The following is a 14,945-nucleotide window of genomic DNA, read 5'->3' on the forward strand; positions in this document are numbered from 1 at the left end:
GCTGATTCCTCCTATCTGTTTTTCCATTGTGGTGGGCGTTTTTCCAAGAATGCATTGACGCCTTCTTTCTGATCTTCGCTGTCAAATAAGCCGATAAATAGCTCCCTCTCCATGACCAAGCCATGAGATATCGGGCTTGTACGCGCATTCTGAATTAACTGTTTACAGGCCGACACTGAGGTTGGTGACTGATTGGCGACGTTGTTCGCAAGCGCAACCGCGCGACTTAACGCTTCACCTTGTGGAACTACTTCTTCGATCAATCCTATTGTTACTGCTTGGTTTGCATCGACTTGCTCTCCACACAAAATAATCCGTTTGGCCCACCCTTCTCCCACCAATGCAGTGAGGTTCTGCGTTCCTCCCGCACAAGGGAGAAGTCCGACTTTCGCTTCAGGTAGTGCCATTCGTGCCTGCTGCTCGGCAATGCGTATATCACAGGCAAGCGCTACTTCTAGTCCACCACCCATGGCGTAGCCATTGATCGCGGCAATGGATACACCTCGAAATGCAGAGAGTGTCTCAAATGCTTCCCCAAACACCCTTGCCATATCGATGGCGACACTTTTGTCACCCGATGCAAAAAGATTCAGATCCGCTCCCGCTGAAAAGAACTTCTCTCCTTGCCCAGTGATGACTAATGCGTACACGTCCGGCATAGCGTTAAGCGACAACACCAACTGTTTGAGCGCGACAAGGCTGTCTCGCGTCCAAGTATTTGCTGGTGGATTGCTGATGGTAATAACGGCGACGTGATCAGTAATCTGGTATTGAATCGTGCCATCTTCATTGTGCTGCATACTTGCCCCCTAAAGTAGTTGCGCTTCTTCCTGAAGCAAACGTCTTGCGATAATGACACGCATAATCTCGTTTGTGCCTTCAAGGATTTGATGCACGCGTACATCCCTGAAATAGCGTTCCATCGGATACTCTTTGATATAACCATAGCCGCCATAAAGCTGTAGCGCCTGATCGCAAACCGCAAAACCTATGTCGGTTGCGTAACGTTTTGCCATCGCGCAATAGGCAGTCGCCTCTGAGTGATGATTGTCGAGCTTGCTCGCTGCAAGTCGAACTAACTGCCTAGCGGCAACCAATTCTGTTGCCATGTCTGCGAGTTTGAATTGAAGCGCCTGAAATTGTGCCAAGGACTGACCGAACTGCTTGCGCTCCTTGAGATATTGGGTTGATTGATTGAGGGCTTGTTGCGCCGTACCTATCGAACACGTCGCGATGTTGATCCGTCCTCCATCTAGCCCTTTCATCGCAAAGGTAAATCCTTGCCCCTCTTCGCCAAGTCGATTTTCTGCTTCAACGAACACGTTATCAAAACTGATGCTGCGCGTTGGTTGACTGTTCCAACCCATTTTTGGCTCTTTACGGCCATAACTGATCCCTGCACGATCAGCGGGCACAACAAAAGCTGAGACTCCCTTGGCTCCTTTCTCACCGGTTCTCGCCATCACAACCAGTACGTCCGTCTCCCCTGCACCTGAGATGAACACCTTTGCCCCGTTGAGAAGGTAGCCATTGTCTGTTTTCGTAGCAGACGTAGTTAACGCTGCGGCATCAGAACCAGCGTTGGGTTCCGTCAAACAGTAGGAACCCAGCCACTCACCGCTGGTGAGTTTAGGGCAATAGGCGTCAATCGCCTGTTGTGTGCCAAAGGAGCCAACCATCCAAGTAACCATATTGTGAATGGTCATAAAGGCGGTGGTCGACGTACACCCCATCGCTAATTGTTCGAATATCAACGAGGCATCAAGACGCGATAATCCCAAGCCTCCCGCCTGTTCTGGTGTGTACAAGCTTAGAAAACCTAATTCACCCGCTTCGCGCAGTATCGCCTTGGGAAAAATCTGTTGTTCATCCCACTGCGATGCCATTGGCATCAGCTTTTCTCTGGCAAACTGATTCGCCATATCGACGAACGCTTTCTGATCTTGGTTGAGTTCAAAATCCATAGTGACTCCTTAACGCAACTGAATGGTCATGTTTGGCCCACTGGGAATGTCATCTTCAAACCAGCGCGCTGTCACCGTTTTGGTTTCCGTGTAAAAGCGCACAGCCTGCTTACCATACGCATGCAAATCACCGTAGAAACTTGCTCGCCAACCGGTAAATGAGAAGAAAGGAAGCGGAACAGGGATTGGCACATTAATACCGACCTGTCCTACCTGAATTTGGTGCTGGTACTTTCTCGCTGCGGCGCCACTGGCGGTGAATATGGATGTTCCATTGCCATAAGGATTGTTGTTAATCAACGCTATCGCTTGCTCTAAGGTATCCACTTCTAGACAGACTAAAACGGGGCCGAATATCTCTTGCTGATAAATGGACATATCCGTAGTCACGCCACTAAACAAGGTCGGAGCAAGCCAATTGCCGTTCGGGTATCCATCGACGCAGCACTGGCTACCATCAAGCACACAAGTCGCCCCCTGTGCTTTTCCTTCCTCAATCAAACCAATGACCCTGGCTTTCGCCTGTTCACTGATCAAAGGTCCGTAACCCGCTTGATCGTCGTTCCATGCTCCCGGTGTTACTTTCGCCATCTCGGTCGCCAGATCGCTGATCCACTGCTTAGACTCTCCGACAAACACAGCGGCAGAAATCGCCATACAACGCTGCCCTGCGGCACCCACTGACGCTCCAACCAAGTTACTAATCACTTGAGCTTTGTTAGCGTCAGGCATCACTACCATGTGATTTTTTGCTCCCGCAAAGGCCTGCACTCGCTTATTGTGCGCCGTTCCTGTCTGGTAAATGTATTTCGCCACGCCAACAGAACCAACAAACGACACCGCCTTGATCACGGGGTGAGACAACAGATAGTCCACTTGATCCTTGCCGCCATGAACAATTTGCAGCACTCCTTTGGGGGCTCCTGCTTGGGCGAACAGTTCCGCCAAGCGCATCGCAGTTAAAGGGACTTGCTCTGAAGGTTTGAGGACAAAGGTATTACCAGCTGCAATGGCAAGCGGAAACATCCATAGCGGTATCATGGCAGGAAAGTTAAAGGGAGTAATACCACAGCAAACGCCAAGAGGTTGAATCAGCGAATAGGTATCAATATCTGTCGCGACGTTTTCAACCGTTTCGCCCATCATATTGCTGGCGATATTTGCCGCCTGCTCAACCACTTCAATACCTCGCCACACATCACCTTTGGCATCGACGGTGGTTTTACCAGTCTCTTTTGACAGCAAGCGTGCCAGCTCGTCGTGATGTTCTTTGAGCAAATGCTGATATCTGAGCATAAGACGCGCTCTGTCTGAAACGGCGACTTCTTTCCAAACGTGGAATTGCTCTAGCGCGCTCTCTATCGCCTGTTCGATTTCAGCATCCGTCGTACAGGGCAATGTTGCGATGATCTCATTCGTCGCGGGGTTGGTCACTTCTATCCAATCACTCGTTTTGGACTGACAAAACTCGCCACCAATAAATAAACTGACTGACTGTGTCATTGTGATTTCCTTTTCCATCGTGAAGTTGGTTTAGAGCGGGATCTCGATACCGATCGCGGTAGCCTCTCCTCCACCAATGCAGATTGCGGCAACCCCTCTCATGACTTTTCTCTGGCTAACATCGCCGTCCACTCCCATTGCCTGTAGCTGTCTTAGGCTGTAGATCAGCGTAGTTAATATTCTCGCCCCACTCGCACCTATTGGGTGGCCCAAGGCACAAGCTCCCCCTTTAACATTTACCTTGTCTTGGTCGAGTCTAAGTTCGCGAACAGCAATTTGTGTCACAACCGCAAAGGCTTCATTGATCTCCCAAAGATCAACGTCACTCACCTCCCAATCAAGCTGCGAAAGTAGCTGTTTAATCGCGTACACGGGTGCAATGGTAAATTCAGCAGGTTCTCTGGCATGGCTCGCGTGCGCTTTGATAACCGCCAAGGGTTTCGCGCCATGAGATTTTGCGGTTTCGCTATCGATGACGACTAACGCAGCAGCTCCATCAGAAATGGCACTCGAATTGGCCGCAGTGATCGTTCCATCCTCAGAAAAAGCCGCTTTGAGGCGTGATATTTTTGACAAATCGATTGATGGTGGAAGTTCATCACAACTCAGCAGCTCTCCGTTTTGAGCTGCGACTGGAACCATCTCTTGGTCGAACATGGCTTGGCTTTGCGCAGCTAATGCTCGCTCTACAGATAAGGTTGCCCATTGGTCCATTTGCTCACGGGTGAAATGGTATTTATCCGCCGTTCTTTGACCGTAGACGCCCATAAGTTCACCTTCATAAGCGTCTTGCAGTCCATCAAGAAACATATGGTCATAAGTGGTTTTGTGCCCGATTCTCATGCCACTACGCGCATCTTTCAGCAGATAAGGGGCATTACTCATGCTCTCCATACCACCAGCAACCGCGCATTGAATCGAACCTGCGCGAATCAGATCGTTCGCCAGCATCACAGACTTCATTCCTGAACCACACACCTTATTGATCGTGGTACAAGCAGTATGCAGAGGCAATTTCGCTACCCGTGCCGCTTGTCTTGCTGGCGCTTGACCACATCCTGCGGGCAGTACACATCCCATGTAAACTTGTTCAACAATTTGCTCAGATAAGCCTGACTGTTCTATTGCAGCACCAATGGCGATCCCACCTAACTGCGGGGAAGAAAGACCAGCCAGCGCACCTTGAAAACGGCCCATTGGAGTTCGTTTCGCTGATACGATCCATACCTCTTTCTGCTCCATTTGATGCCCCTTTTATGCTGACATTATTTCTTGACGTTTACGTAAGCATAGCACTAACATTTACGTAAACGTAAAGAAACGAATCAATTACATTTTGTCTGTTTAGGTTGACTCACCAACATAGGTGCCAACCGTCTGATAGCCCAAATAAGAACACACAGGAAATTTAGCTCAGTGGAAAAATATAAGATCAGCGAACTCGCTAAAGAATTTGATGTGACGACGCGCAGTATCCGCTTTTACGAGGATGAAGGACTGATTCATCCAGAGCGAAAAGGCAGTATGCGTATCTACAATCGTCGTGATAGAACCCGGCTCAAGCTTATTTTACGTGGGAAGCGTCTTGGGTTTTCTTTAGCAGAAATCCGCGAATTATTTGAGCTGTACGATACACACCAAGGTGAAACTCAGCTAACAGAAATGCTGAAGATCATTGATGAAAAGGAAGCGGTGCTACTGCGCCAGCTCGAAGACATTAACCATATGCTTGAAGATCTCAACGTAGCGCGTGAACGTTGCCAGCAAGCATTAGTTGTGGACCCTCAATAACTTATCGTCCTCAAACGTCTTCGAATACTACGTTATAAGCCGATAGTCGGAGGCGTCATGATAAGCCAATATACACCGCTCAATTTTGGGCAAGATGAATCGATCAATTTGTTGCGTGAACACGTCAACGGGTTTGCGCAACAACAGATCTCACCGCTTGCCAGCGATATAGACCGCTCCAACTCATTTCCTAACCATTTATGGCCATTGTTCGGTGAAATGGGGCTACTCGGCGTGACCGTTTCTGAACAATATGGCGGAGCTGAGATGGGCTATCTTGCCCATGTTGTGGCGATGGAAGAGATCAGCCGCGCCTCAGCATCCGTAGCGCTCAGCTATGGGGCTCACTCCAACCTCTGCGTCAATCAAATATTTCGCAATGGAACCCAAGCGCAAAGGCAACAATTCCTGCCCAAACTGATCGATGGTAGCCATGTCGGTGCGTTAGCGATGAGTGAGCCTAACGCAGGTTCAGACGTTGTTAGCATGCAACTAAAAGCGGAACTTAACGGCGACCACTACCTACTCAACGGATCCAAGATGTGGATTACCAACGGCCCAGATGCCGATGTGGTGGTTGTCTACGCGAAAACGGATGCGACTCAGGGAGCGCACGGTATCAGCGCATTCATCGTTGAAAAAGCGGTCTCTCCTTTCCAACATGCTCAAAAACTGGACAAGCTTGGTATGCGGGGTTCCAACACCTGTGAGCTGGTCTTTAATAATTGCCCCGTCCCCGTTGAAAATATGCTGGGAGAAGTGAATCAAGGCGTAAAAGTATTGATGAGTGGATTGGACTACGAACGCGTCGTACTCGCCGCAGGCCCACTTGGAATCATGCAAGCGTGTCTCGATTTGGTGATCCCTTATGTTCACGACCGTAAACAGTTTGGACGTTCAATTGGTGAGTTTCAGTTGGTTCAAGCCAAAGTTGCTGACATGTATACACGATCCAATGCAGCCCGAGCCTATGTGTACGCGGTTGCCAATGCTTGTGATAACGGGCATGCAAGCCGCAAAGATGCCGCGGGTGTGATCCTTTACAGTGCAGAACTTGCGACTCAGATGGCACTGGATACCATTCAGTTGCTCGGCGGTAATGGATACATAAACGAATTTCCTGCGGGTCGATTACTACGTGATGCCAAGTTGTATGAGATTGGTGCAGGTACTTCAGAAATCCGACGCATGCTAATTGGTCGGGAACTGTTTGAAGAATCACGTTAAAGGGAGCTGACTATGGCCGTGATTAAGTCGAAGATTCACACCGACGCCCCACTCTACATCAAAAATCTTGCCGCAATGTCCACGCTGGTTAAACAGTTAGAGGATGACATCGCATCTATCAAACTGGGAGGCGGCGAAAAAGCAATCGCCCACCAGCGAAAAAAAGGCAAGCTACCCGTACGTGAACGCATCGAGCATCTTCTCGATGCCAACTCTCCATTTCTTGAAATAGCTCAGTTCACCGCGTGGAATGTGTATGACGAACCTGTTCCTTGTGGCGGTGTTGTCGCCGGCGTGGGACAAATCAACGGCCAGTCATGTATGGTGATTGCGAATGATCCTTCAGTGAAAGGCGGAACATACTACCCTCTGACGGTAAAGAAACACTTACGAGCACAAGAGATCGCCCAACGTTGTCAGCTGCCCTGCATTTATCTGGTAGATTCAGGTGGTGCCAACTTGCCTCACCAAGCCGATGTCTTTCCTGACCGCGAGCATTTTGGTCGCATCTTTTTCAACCAAGCCCGAATGTCGGCGAAAGGGATCCCACAAATCGCCGTTGTCCTCGGGTTATGCACCGCAGGAGGCGCTTATATCCCTGCGATGGCGGATGTATCGATCATAGTGAAACAGCAAGGCACGATATTCTTGGCCGGCCCCCCATTGGTTAAAGCCGCAACCGGTGAGATTGTGACCGAAGAAGAGCTCGGTGGTGCCGATGTCCACTGTCGAAAATCAGGCGTCGCTGACTATTACGCGGAAGATGAACTTCATGCACTTCAGTTGGCAAGACAAGCTGTCTCTAACACTAACTTATCGTGTGAACTTACCCCATCCGTTCATCAGACACAGAGCTCATCCCCCCTTTACAACATCGAAGAACTTTATGGCATAGTGAATGCGGATCTTCGCTTATCGTTCGATGTACGTGAAGTCATCGCCCGAATCGTTGACGGTTCGGAGTTCGACGAGTTTAAAGCCTTATTTGGTACAACTTTGGTTTGTGGCTTTGCGCGTATTGAAGGCCATTTGCTTGGCATTATTGCCAACAATGGCATTCTGTTTTCCGAATCGGCTCAAAAAGGGGCCCATTTCATTGAGTTGTGCGCGAAACGAAAAGTACCGCTTTTGTTCCTGCAAAACATCACTGGCTTTATGGTCGGGAAAAAGTTTGAAGAAGGCGGTATCGCCAAAAATGGCGCCAAACTGGTCATGGCCGTCGCGTGCGCTGACGTACCCAAGTTTACCATTATCATTGGAGGATCTTATGGTGCGGGCAACTATGGTATGTGCGGCAGAGCCTATGACCCTACACTGATGTGGATGTGGCCGAATGCGCGAATTTCCGTGATGGGGGGAGAACAAGCGGCGGGGGTGTTAACTCAGGTCAGACAACAAGTCATGCAGCGTCAGGGAGAAAGTTGGACTCAGGAGGACGCCGAGCAATTTCGCCAACAGATCCTTGAACAATACAACCATCAAGGACATCCCTACTACGCCAGCGCCCGTCTATGGGATGACGGCATTATTGACCCCAAAGATACGCGACAAGTTCTGGCGCACGCGCTCAAGTTAGCCCTTCGTCACCCGATTAATGATAGCCAGTTTGGTATCTTTAGGATGTAAATTATGGCCACCAGAATCGACCGAAATCTCCACCAAAACATTGTCTACCATATCGATAACAATGGTATTGCGACCGTCACTCTTTGCCGCCCTGAAAAAGCCAATGCCTTCAACGCTGAAGTGATTGCTCAACTGATCACCGCTTTAGATAACCTCTCCGCCGACCCAATGGTGAAAGCCCTGATCCTCAATAGCCAAGGTAAGCATTTTTCAGCCGGTGCAGATATCGAGTGGATGCGATCCATGGTGACTAAGAGCGAGCAGGAAAATCAGCTCGATGCGTACCAGTTAGCCACTCTGCTTGATAAGCTTGATCGATTCCCTTTTCCGACAGTAGCAATTGTCCAAGGTTGCGCCTTTGGCGGTGCATTGGGACTCATCTGTTGCTGCGACATGGTGTTTGCCAGTGAGAACTGTCAATTATGCTTGAGTGAGGTCAAGCTAGGGCTCATCCCTGCGACAATCGCTCCTTACGTCATCAGAGCGATGGGCGTACGCAACGCCAGGCGATATATGCTATCGGCGGAGCGAATCGATGCCCACACAGCACTCGAACTCAACCTGATTCACCACATCTCTCCTTGCTTAGATATAACCGAGGATGCGCACCAATGGCTACTGCCAGTACTGAATCATGGGCCACAAGCAATGGTTGAAGTTAAGCGCCTTTGCCACCACTGTAGCGAATCACCGATTGATGACGCTTTAATGCGTTATACCAGTGAATTGATCGCCAAAATACGTGTGTCACCTCAAGGACAGGAAGGCTTGTCCGCATTCTTGCAAAAGAGAGCGCCTGACTGGATGAAGAAGGAACATTAGCGGTATGAATCAAACGAACAAGGTGAACGTCCCAGACATACAACTCGAACAGGTCAACATCTTTGAAGTGGGGCCTAGGGACGGCTTGCAAAATGAAGCGGCATTACCTGTCGAGGTAAAAATAGCCTTGATTGACCAATTGTCCGCAACCGGATTAAAACAGATTGAAGCAGGGGCTTTTGTTTCAGAGAAAAAGGTGCCCCAGATGGCTAACTCCGGTCAGGTATTTGCCAATATTAAACGGCACCAAGGGGTGATTTATTCTGCGTTAACGCCTAATGTTCAAGGGCTTGAAAAAGCGCTAAAACATAACGTACAACAAGTCGCCGTCTTTACCTCCGCTTCGGAAGGATTTTGCCAACGCAATATTAATTGTTCAATTTCTCAGAGTCTTCAACGGTTTAAGGACGTGATAGATTTGGCGCATGCGCATAACATTCCTGTTAGAGGGTACTTATCTTGTGTCGCGGATTGTCCTTATGACGGCCCAACCCAACCGGCACAAGTTGCTGAACTGACGCAAGCGTTGCTCGATATGGGCTGCTATCAAGTCTCTCTCGGCGATACGATTGGTACTGCTACGCCAAATCGAACTGCGCAGTTGCTTGACGCCATTCTCACTAACACGCCCGCGACATCCATTGCGGTTCATTTCCACAACACCTATGGACAGGCACTGGCCAATATTTATCAGTCCCTCCTTATGGGCATCAATACGATAGATTCAAGCGTCGCTGGCTTAGGAGGTTGCCCTTATGCGAAAGGGGCGTCAGGAAATGTCGCGACAGAAGACGTACTTTATCTATGTCATGGACTTGGGATTAAAACCGGTGTTGATCTCAATGCCGTTGCTAGGGTCGGCGCATTCATCTGCCAAACGTTAAATATCCAGCCTGCATCTAATGTTACACGCGCATTACAGTGCAAAATTCGTACATAATTATGTGCCGACCATCCAACTTTTGTGATTTACATTTAAAAAATGCGTGAAGTTCGAGCTATAAAAATGTTATCTATATGGTCAAATGTTTGAACAAGCGTCACAATACTGACGCATAGCCACTCGTGCCTGCTTAAAAATGGCACTCTGCTTTAGGTGTATAAGTTACCGTCATGAACATATTAGTTTGCGATGACTCGTTGATCGCTCGCAAATCCATCATTAGTCGAATTGACCCTTCAGATACTATCCAAATTTTCCAATCAGAAAACGGAAAAGCCGCGTTAGAAATCATGAGTAACCAAAATATCGACTTGTTGTTTCTTGATCTAACTATGCCTGTTATGGACGGTTTCGAAGTCCTCGCGTCTCTGCCTGTAAGCTACTACCCAACACACATTGTCGTCGTGTCTGGTGATATTCAGATTCAGGCCAAAAACCGATGTCTTCAACTTGGTGCCAATGAGTTTATTGAAAAGCCTTTTGTTACCGCTGATCTCGTCGAACTCTTTAATCGTTTTGAGATTCCGCTAAAAGCAACGACAACCCAGCACCCAGAGCTAACGCCAAACGCGATTGATCTTATGGGCGCAATTCGCGAAATGAGCAATATAGCGTTAGGTGCCAGTGCATCTATCATCGCCGAACAAGTGGGCAAGTTCATTGAAATGCCATTACCCAACGTCGCTTCATTGCATCAATCAGAATTAAAAATGACGGTGCAAGACATCGTCAACAATTCTGAATCCCGCGCGGTTTCACAACGTTTTGTCGGCAATGGCATCAATGGGGAAGCCTTGGTGTGCCTACATGGCAAAGGGTTTGAACAGCTTACAAACGTAGCATCGGATGACCAGGTTAACTCCACCAACGAAGTCATTCTCGACATATCAAACTTGCTGGTTTCGTCATTTTTGGTCTCTTTTAGCAAACAGTTGGACATCTCGATATCGTTGCGCCAGCCGATTGTGCTGGAAAAAGAACCACTGCAAGCATCGCTGAGTTCTAGCGGTTTCCTTGAGGAGTATGACCAAGACATTTTCACGATCGAATTTGTCTACAAAGCCGAAAATCTGGATGTCGCTTGTGACATTATTTTCTTGATGGATAACGAGTCTCTTGATGCCATTCAACAAATTCTGGAGAGCTTAATATGACGGCGAGTGAAATCGGAGACCTTCACTGGGCAATGCAAATTATCGGCGATCTTGATGCTGGGCTGATCGTCGTCGATCGCGATTACAAGGTATGTGCATGGAACACATTCATGCAGTCGTACAGTGGAATCAGTGCCGATCAAATCCTTGGAAAAGTGCTGTTTAGTGTTGTTAGAGATCTACCTGAAGCTTGGCTGCGAAAAAAGGTCAATACCGCATTTAGTCTCAATAGCAGAGGCTTTTCTTGCTGGGAAGACCGCCCTTACCTGTTTAAATTTAAAAACTTCAGCCCTATCTCCAACAGCTTAAGCGAGATGCGCCAAAACATTACGTTTTCGCCACTGACCTCAGTCAATGGTGATGTGTCGCACGTGAGTTTGATCATCAATGACGTGACGGATATTGCTAAAAATAAGATTCATCTACTGGATTCAAACCAAAAGCTGTCCAGCTTGAGCCAAACCGACGGACTCACTAAGCTTTACAATCGCGCACATTGGGAAATGAATCTACAGAAAGAGTACGAACACTGTCAGGTGACGGGTGAAGTCTCATCACTTGTTATTTTTGATATTGACCATTTTAAACGTGTCAATGACACATATGGCCATACTGTGGGCGACGAAGTAATCCGTCATGCCGCTGAAGCCTTAAAGCGTGCCTCACGCAGTACCGACATTTGTGGACGCTACGGCGGTGAGGAGTTCACGGTTATCTTGCCTGGTACATGTGCCAATCAAGCGCTTTATTTCACTGAACGGTTACGTAAACGGATTGAGAGCTCGATAGTCAAATGTGATCAACACCATGTCAAATATACTATCAGTCTTGGCGTGTGCGAGATTTCACCGCTCCAATCAAGTCACCTTACTTGGCTTGAGCATGCAGACAAGTCGCTCTACTTATCCAAAGAGTCTGGGCGAAATCGTTCGACAGTTTTCGAGCCTTCGTTCGTTGAATAACGATTCAATTCAGTGCTCAAATAGAAGCGTGGTAAGAATCGCTGACCTAACTTAGCGTTCAGCGATTCTGGGTATAGTTTGAGCTTTCTCACGCAACCTATCATTCAACGTTATGCCATGTTTGGCACTAGGCTGACTCGATAACTTGGTAAAACCGCTCAACGTTAACCGTCACTCTTCCCCAATGGGACGCTTTTACGCGTTGTTGATGAGCATCGAATGACGCTCTATCGATAAACTCTTCATACACGTCAAACCGAAGAGGGTTATCACTATTCTGAGTGACGCTAAAAGTAATACAGCCCGGCTCTAGCAACGTTAGCTGCCTATGGGTGATCAACTCGTTTTTCACGACATCGAGATCGCGCTCTAGCACCAAAATAAAGCCTTTTAGTGTCACTTTTGTCATGCTTGTTCCTTATTCACCCGACTCCACGACCCTATTCACTCATTGTCCGTCTTTACACATCAATCGCAACAAGCAATGCCGCGACTAGCATCGCCATCGCGGACAAAACCATCTTATTCGCCTTCAAATTTAGCGTAACACTCTTCTAGTTGTGCATCTGTCATTCCTAGCACCGACTTAATCCCATTGTTAAGACAATTCTCATATTGGCTATCATCTTCACTTTGGGTATCAATGAATTTCGCACATTTATACATCGAGTCGCGATAGCCTTGAATAATGGTTGCGTGCGTTTTGCCACTGCATTTAGCTAGGTGGGCAAATGCACCGTTATTTGTCATAAAATCGATCTGAGTATCTATACCAGATTCGATTTGGCTCTCAGTGAGTTTGTTGGTAGCGTGACTTGGCATTGCTAATACTGTAATGGAAGCAGCCAATAGCAAGCGAGATATTGTTGAAAATCGCATAGAATCCCTTTGATGTATATTTTTTGTCCAAAATAGATCACGACACACTTAACGAGGCTAAAGAGACACGCAAGTTTGAGAACGTCGTAATATTTTAAGCATTAATTACATTAAAAATTTTTCTATTTAAAGTTAATTTTTCGCATAGTTTTTTAACTGCTCATTCCAAATTAGGCCGATATACCGATCGACCTAGATGCGCCAAAGTAAAAGGAGAAGACCAGCACTCAGCATAAAATCATCGGCATCCACTTAGGAAAAAAGCTCAGCAGCAGCATCATAAAAATCGAACGCTAAATGTTCAATACTCGCAAAAATAAGTCAAATTTCACTTCGATACATTGGGAAATCAAGAGGTAGTAACTTGAAAAGGGCTAAATTGAGCGCCCTGCACTAACTCAGCCCTGAAGTTCTAACTATAATATTATCATTAACTATTATTAAAACGCAGACTATGCTTGATTCGAAATCAACCAATGAACTGGATTGCTCTCTCTTAGTCTTGGCGTGTGCGAGATTTCACCGCTCCAATCAAGTCACCTTGCTTGGCTTGAGCATGCAGACAAGTCGCTCTACTTATCCAAAGAGTCTGGGCGAAATCGTTCGACAGTTTTCGAGCCTTCGTTCGTTGAATAACTATTCAATTCAGCGCTCTAATAGATCCCGTGTTCGAACAGAGTTCGCCATTCTTGGTTAGTGCGTCGTTTGGCTATTTCAAATCTCCTTTGGGTTGGAGGTTTGATCTTATTATTCGGGCTAGACGATGAGAATGCGCGGTTTATGATGCGCTTACCCTACAGGGAGCCTTTATTGTTTCTAAATAGACGGTAGCACCCGTACCCATTTTCGGTAAATGCTTGTCCCCGCATGCTTGTTCAAATCATCACTGTATACGTAGCCATATTTATCCATTAGATCAAATGTGTGGTATGTCCAACCAGCAGCAAACGCCACGCCAATCAAGATGAAGTATATGGAAATTCTGTTGACCATCGCTTTTACTTTTGGCGGGTAGGTTTCATCAAACCTTTCCCCGCGCCAAATAGATTTAGGGAAAAGAACAATTGCAAAAAAGGCCACCCCAAGACCACCGATTGGCATCAATAAAACTACGGGGGAAAATGACACTACAGGCTCATTGTTTAATAGATCAAGATAATCCTGCAATGCGACGTAAGATATAAATAGCCACCCTCCAACCAGTGCGATGAGAAAAAAAACACCCGCTATTCTTACCTTAGTTTTCGATTGCATTTTCCAACTCCATTACGATTTTGTTATTTACGTCATACTCGGACCAAGCAACCTCAATGACTGCATAAGCAACAAAAACCACCGCCCCCACCATTACTACGGACAACCCAAAAACTGGCGCTGCAAAAATAGCAGCCTCTCCAACACCGTACTGCAATAGCGCCTTAAACACATCGGAGCCAACATTACCAAACCAATAAACAGGTGATAATCATCCTTGAACACTAGATCACTAGTTGCAATACTCGCCGACACAACAAACGTTAATACTCCTGCCCCTTTAAAATTCTCGGCTCTTGATTTTGGGCTAAAGCCAGCTTGCATTGCTTTAAATGAGTTGAGCGGGTATTTTTTTCCGTTCATGTTGATACGAGTACCATTCACAAACGCATATTTGAGCACTCTTCCATTCTGATCTGTGCCGTTAAACGCCACCAACGTTTTGCCTTTGCTCTCAATCAAATCCGCTTTAACGCCCATATCACCAAACTGCTTGGCAATTGAAACTAGTTGGCGTTCCAACGGTGACGGCATTGTTAAACATGTGCTTACCAACTTGAAGAAACGTTCGACGTACTCGCAAGAATAAGCAATTGATTTATTATCAACAAACTCAACGGACAAACCCTAGACAAAAGGTCACATAATCGACAATTGAGGAAAATTCGCCTATTTACCCATTTGGTTTTTACTGGAACCAATAAAGGGGCGGAAAAAGCCAGCTACAGAAGCTAGCTCATTGTTGGACAAAAACGGTTTAGAGCTGAGGCGCTAAACTGTTAGGTAGGATTAGAAAAAGTATCTTGAAGCCTTTAAACGT

14 protein-coding genes and 1 pseudogene are annotated in these 14,945 nt (G+C 47.1%); 7 read left to right on the forward strand and 8 right to left on the reverse strand.

From position 1 onward, the window contains the following. Positions 1-11 precede the first annotated feature (11 nt). From ACQEXR_RS14855 to ACQEXR_RS14870, 4 genes are read right to left on the reverse strand one after another with little or no spacing between them, the layout of a single operon-like run. Complete coding sequence (locus tag ACQEXR_RS14855; RefSeq protein WP_427020648.1) at positions 12-800, reverse strand: enoyl-CoA hydratase; 789 nt, start codon at positions 798-800, stop codon at positions 12-14. Between the two features lie 9 nt (positions 801-809). Continuing rightward, a complete protein-coding gene (locus ACQEXR_RS14860) occupies positions 810-1,964 on the reverse strand; it encodes an acyl-CoA dehydrogenase family protein (RefSeq protein ID WP_427020649.1) in 1,155 nt (384 codons plus the stop codon). A 9-nt stretch (positions 1,965-1,973) separates the two neighbouring features. Further along, entirely contained in the window at positions 1,974-3,467 is a 1,494-nt protein-coding gene (locus tag ACQEXR_RS14865) for a CoA-acylating methylmalonate-semialdehyde dehydrogenase (protein WP_426953067.1), read from the reverse strand. 30 nt (positions 3,468-3,497) lie between these two features. Further along, complete coding sequence (locus tag ACQEXR_RS14870) at positions 3,498-4,709, reverse strand: thiolase family protein (protein WP_427020650.1); 1,212 nt, start codon at positions 4,707-4,709, stop codon at positions 3,498-3,500. A 174-nt stretch (positions 4,710-4,883) separates the two neighbouring features. On the opposite strand from ACQEXR_RS14870, the gene ACQEXR_RS14875 reads away from it, so the two are divergent. From ACQEXR_RS14875 to ACQEXR_RS14905, 7 genes are all read left to right on the forward strand, one after another. Next, positions 4,884-5,258 (forward strand): MerR family transcriptional regulator, encoded by a 375-nt coding sequence (locus ACQEXR_RS14875; protein ID WP_138973529.1) that lies wholly within the window; start codon positions 4,884-4,886, stop codon positions 5,256-5,258. Positions 5,259-5,315: 57 nt separating this feature from the next. Beyond that, positions 5,316-6,485, forward strand: a complete 1,170-nt coding sequence (locus tag ACQEXR_RS14880) for an isovaleryl-CoA dehydrogenase (RefSeq protein ID WP_331418485.1) — start codon at positions 5,316-5,318, stop codon at positions 6,483-6,485. Between the two features lie 12 nt (positions 6,486-6,497). Then, positions 6,498-8,111: a carboxyl transferase domain-containing protein gene (locus tag ACQEXR_RS14885; protein WP_427020651.1), complete on the forward strand. Its 1,614-nt coding sequence runs from the start codon at positions 6,498-6,500 to the stop codon at positions 8,109-8,111. Positions 8,112-8,114: 3 nt separating this feature from the next. Then, entirely contained in the window at positions 8,115-8,933 is an 819-nt protein-coding gene (locus ACQEXR_RS14890) for an enoyl-CoA hydratase-related protein (protein WP_427020652.1), read from the forward strand. A 4-nt stretch (positions 8,934-8,937) separates the two neighbouring features. Next, positions 8,938-9,873 (forward strand): hydroxymethylglutaryl-CoA lyase, encoded by a 936-nt coding sequence (locus tag ACQEXR_RS14895; protein ID WP_427020653.1) that lies wholly within the window; start codon positions 8,938-8,940, stop codon positions 9,871-9,873. Positions 9,874-10,046: 173 nt separating this feature from the next. After that, positions 10,047-11,030: a response regulator gene (locus ACQEXR_RS14900; protein ID WP_331418481.1), complete on the forward strand. Its 984-nt coding sequence runs from the start codon at positions 10,047-10,049 to the stop codon at positions 11,028-11,030. After that, on the forward strand, positions 11,027-11,992 hold the full coding sequence (locus ACQEXR_RS14905; RefSeq protein WP_427020654.1) for a diguanylate cyclase: 966 nt from the start codon (positions 11,027-11,029) through the stop codon (positions 11,990-11,992). The genes ACQEXR_RS14900 and ACQEXR_RS14905 overlap by 4 nt, the downstream gene beginning before the upstream one ends. 127 nt (positions 11,993-12,119) lie before the next feature. Here the strand turns inward: ACQEXR_RS14905 and ACQEXR_RS14910 are convergent, their stop codons facing one another. From ACQEXR_RS14910 to ACQEXR_RS14925, 4 genes and pseudogenes are all read right to left on the reverse strand, one after another. Further along, positions 12,120-12,401: a putative quinol monooxygenase gene (locus ACQEXR_RS14910; RefSeq protein WP_427020655.1), complete on the reverse strand. Its 282-nt coding sequence runs from the start codon at positions 12,399-12,401 to the stop codon at positions 12,120-12,122. Between the two features lie 113 nt (positions 12,402-12,514). Continuing rightward, positions 12,515-12,871, reverse strand: coding sequence for a hypothetical protein (locus ACQEXR_RS14915; protein ID WP_427020656.1), 357 nt, complete (start codon positions 12,869-12,871; stop codon positions 12,515-12,517). 816 nt (positions 12,872-13,687) lie between these two features. Next, positions 13,688-14,125 (reverse strand): hypothetical protein, encoded by a 438-nt coding sequence (locus tag ACQEXR_RS14920; protein WP_331428239.1) that lies wholly within the window; start codon positions 14,123-14,125, stop codon positions 13,688-13,690. Beyond that, positions 14,109-14,629, reverse strand: a pseudogene (locus ACQEXR_RS14925) (hypothetical protein); the annotation flags it as partial. The gene ACQEXR_RS14920 and the pseudogene ACQEXR_RS14925, both read right to left, overlap by 17 nt. Between the last annotated feature and the right edge of the window lie 316 nt (positions 14,630-14,945).

It is taken from the genome of Vibrio sp. TRT 2004 (assembly GCF_050113735.1).
Classification (GTDB): Bacteria; Pseudomonadota; Gammaproteobacteria; order Enterobacterales; family Vibrionaceae; genus Vibrio.

Excerpts from the sequence above, each read along its gene's own strand:
- ACQEXR_RS14855 (WP_427020648.1), bottom strand. The coding sequence starts at position 800 with ATGCAGCACAATGAAGATGGCACGATTCAATACCAGATTACTGATCAC.
- ACQEXR_RS14860 (WP_427020649.1), bottom strand. The coding sequence starts at position 1,964 with ATGGATTTTGAACTCAACCAAGATCAGAAAGCGTTCGTCGATATGGCG.
- ACQEXR_RS14865 (WP_426953067.1), bottom strand. The coding sequence starts at position 3,467 with ATGACACAGTCAGTCAGTTTATTTATTGGTGGCGAGTTTTGTCAGTCC.
- ACQEXR_RS14870 (WP_427020650.1), bottom strand. The coding sequence starts at position 4,709 with ATGGAGCAGAAAGAGGTATGGATCGTATCAGCGAAACGAACTCCAATG.
- ACQEXR_RS14880 (WP_331418485.1), top strand. The coding sequence starts at position 5,316 with ATGATAAGCCAATATACACCGCTCAATTTTGGGCAAGATGAATCGATC.
- ACQEXR_RS14885 (WP_427020651.1), top strand. The coding sequence starts at position 6,498 with ATGGCCGTGATTAAGTCGAAGATTCACACCGACGCCCCACTCTACATC.
- ACQEXR_RS14890 (WP_427020652.1), top strand. The coding sequence starts at position 8,115 with ATGGCCACCAGAATCGACCGAAATCTCCACCAAAACATTGTCTACCAT.
- ACQEXR_RS14895 (WP_427020653.1), top strand. The coding sequence starts at position 8,938 with ATGAATCAAACGAACAAGGTGAACGTCCCAGACATACAACTCGAACAG.
- ACQEXR_RS14900 (WP_331418481.1), top strand. The coding sequence starts at position 10,047 with ATGAACATATTAGTTTGCGATGACTCGTTGATCGCTCGCAAATCCATC.
- ACQEXR_RS14905 (WP_427020654.1), top strand. The coding sequence starts at position 11,027 with ATGACGGCGAGTGAAATCGGAGACCTTCACTGGGCAATGCAAATTATC.
- ACQEXR_RS14910 (WP_427020655.1), bottom strand. The coding sequence starts at position 12,401 with ATGACAAAAGTGACACTAAAAGGCTTTATTTTGGTGCTAGAGCGCGAT.
- ACQEXR_RS14915 (WP_427020656.1), bottom strand. The coding sequence starts at position 12,871 with ATGCGATTTTCAACAATATCTCGCTTGCTATTGGCTGCTTCCATTACA.
- ACQEXR_RS14920 (WP_331428239.1), bottom strand. The coding sequence starts at position 14,125 with ATGCAATCGAAAACTAAGGTAAGAATAGCGGGTGTTTTTTTTCTCATC.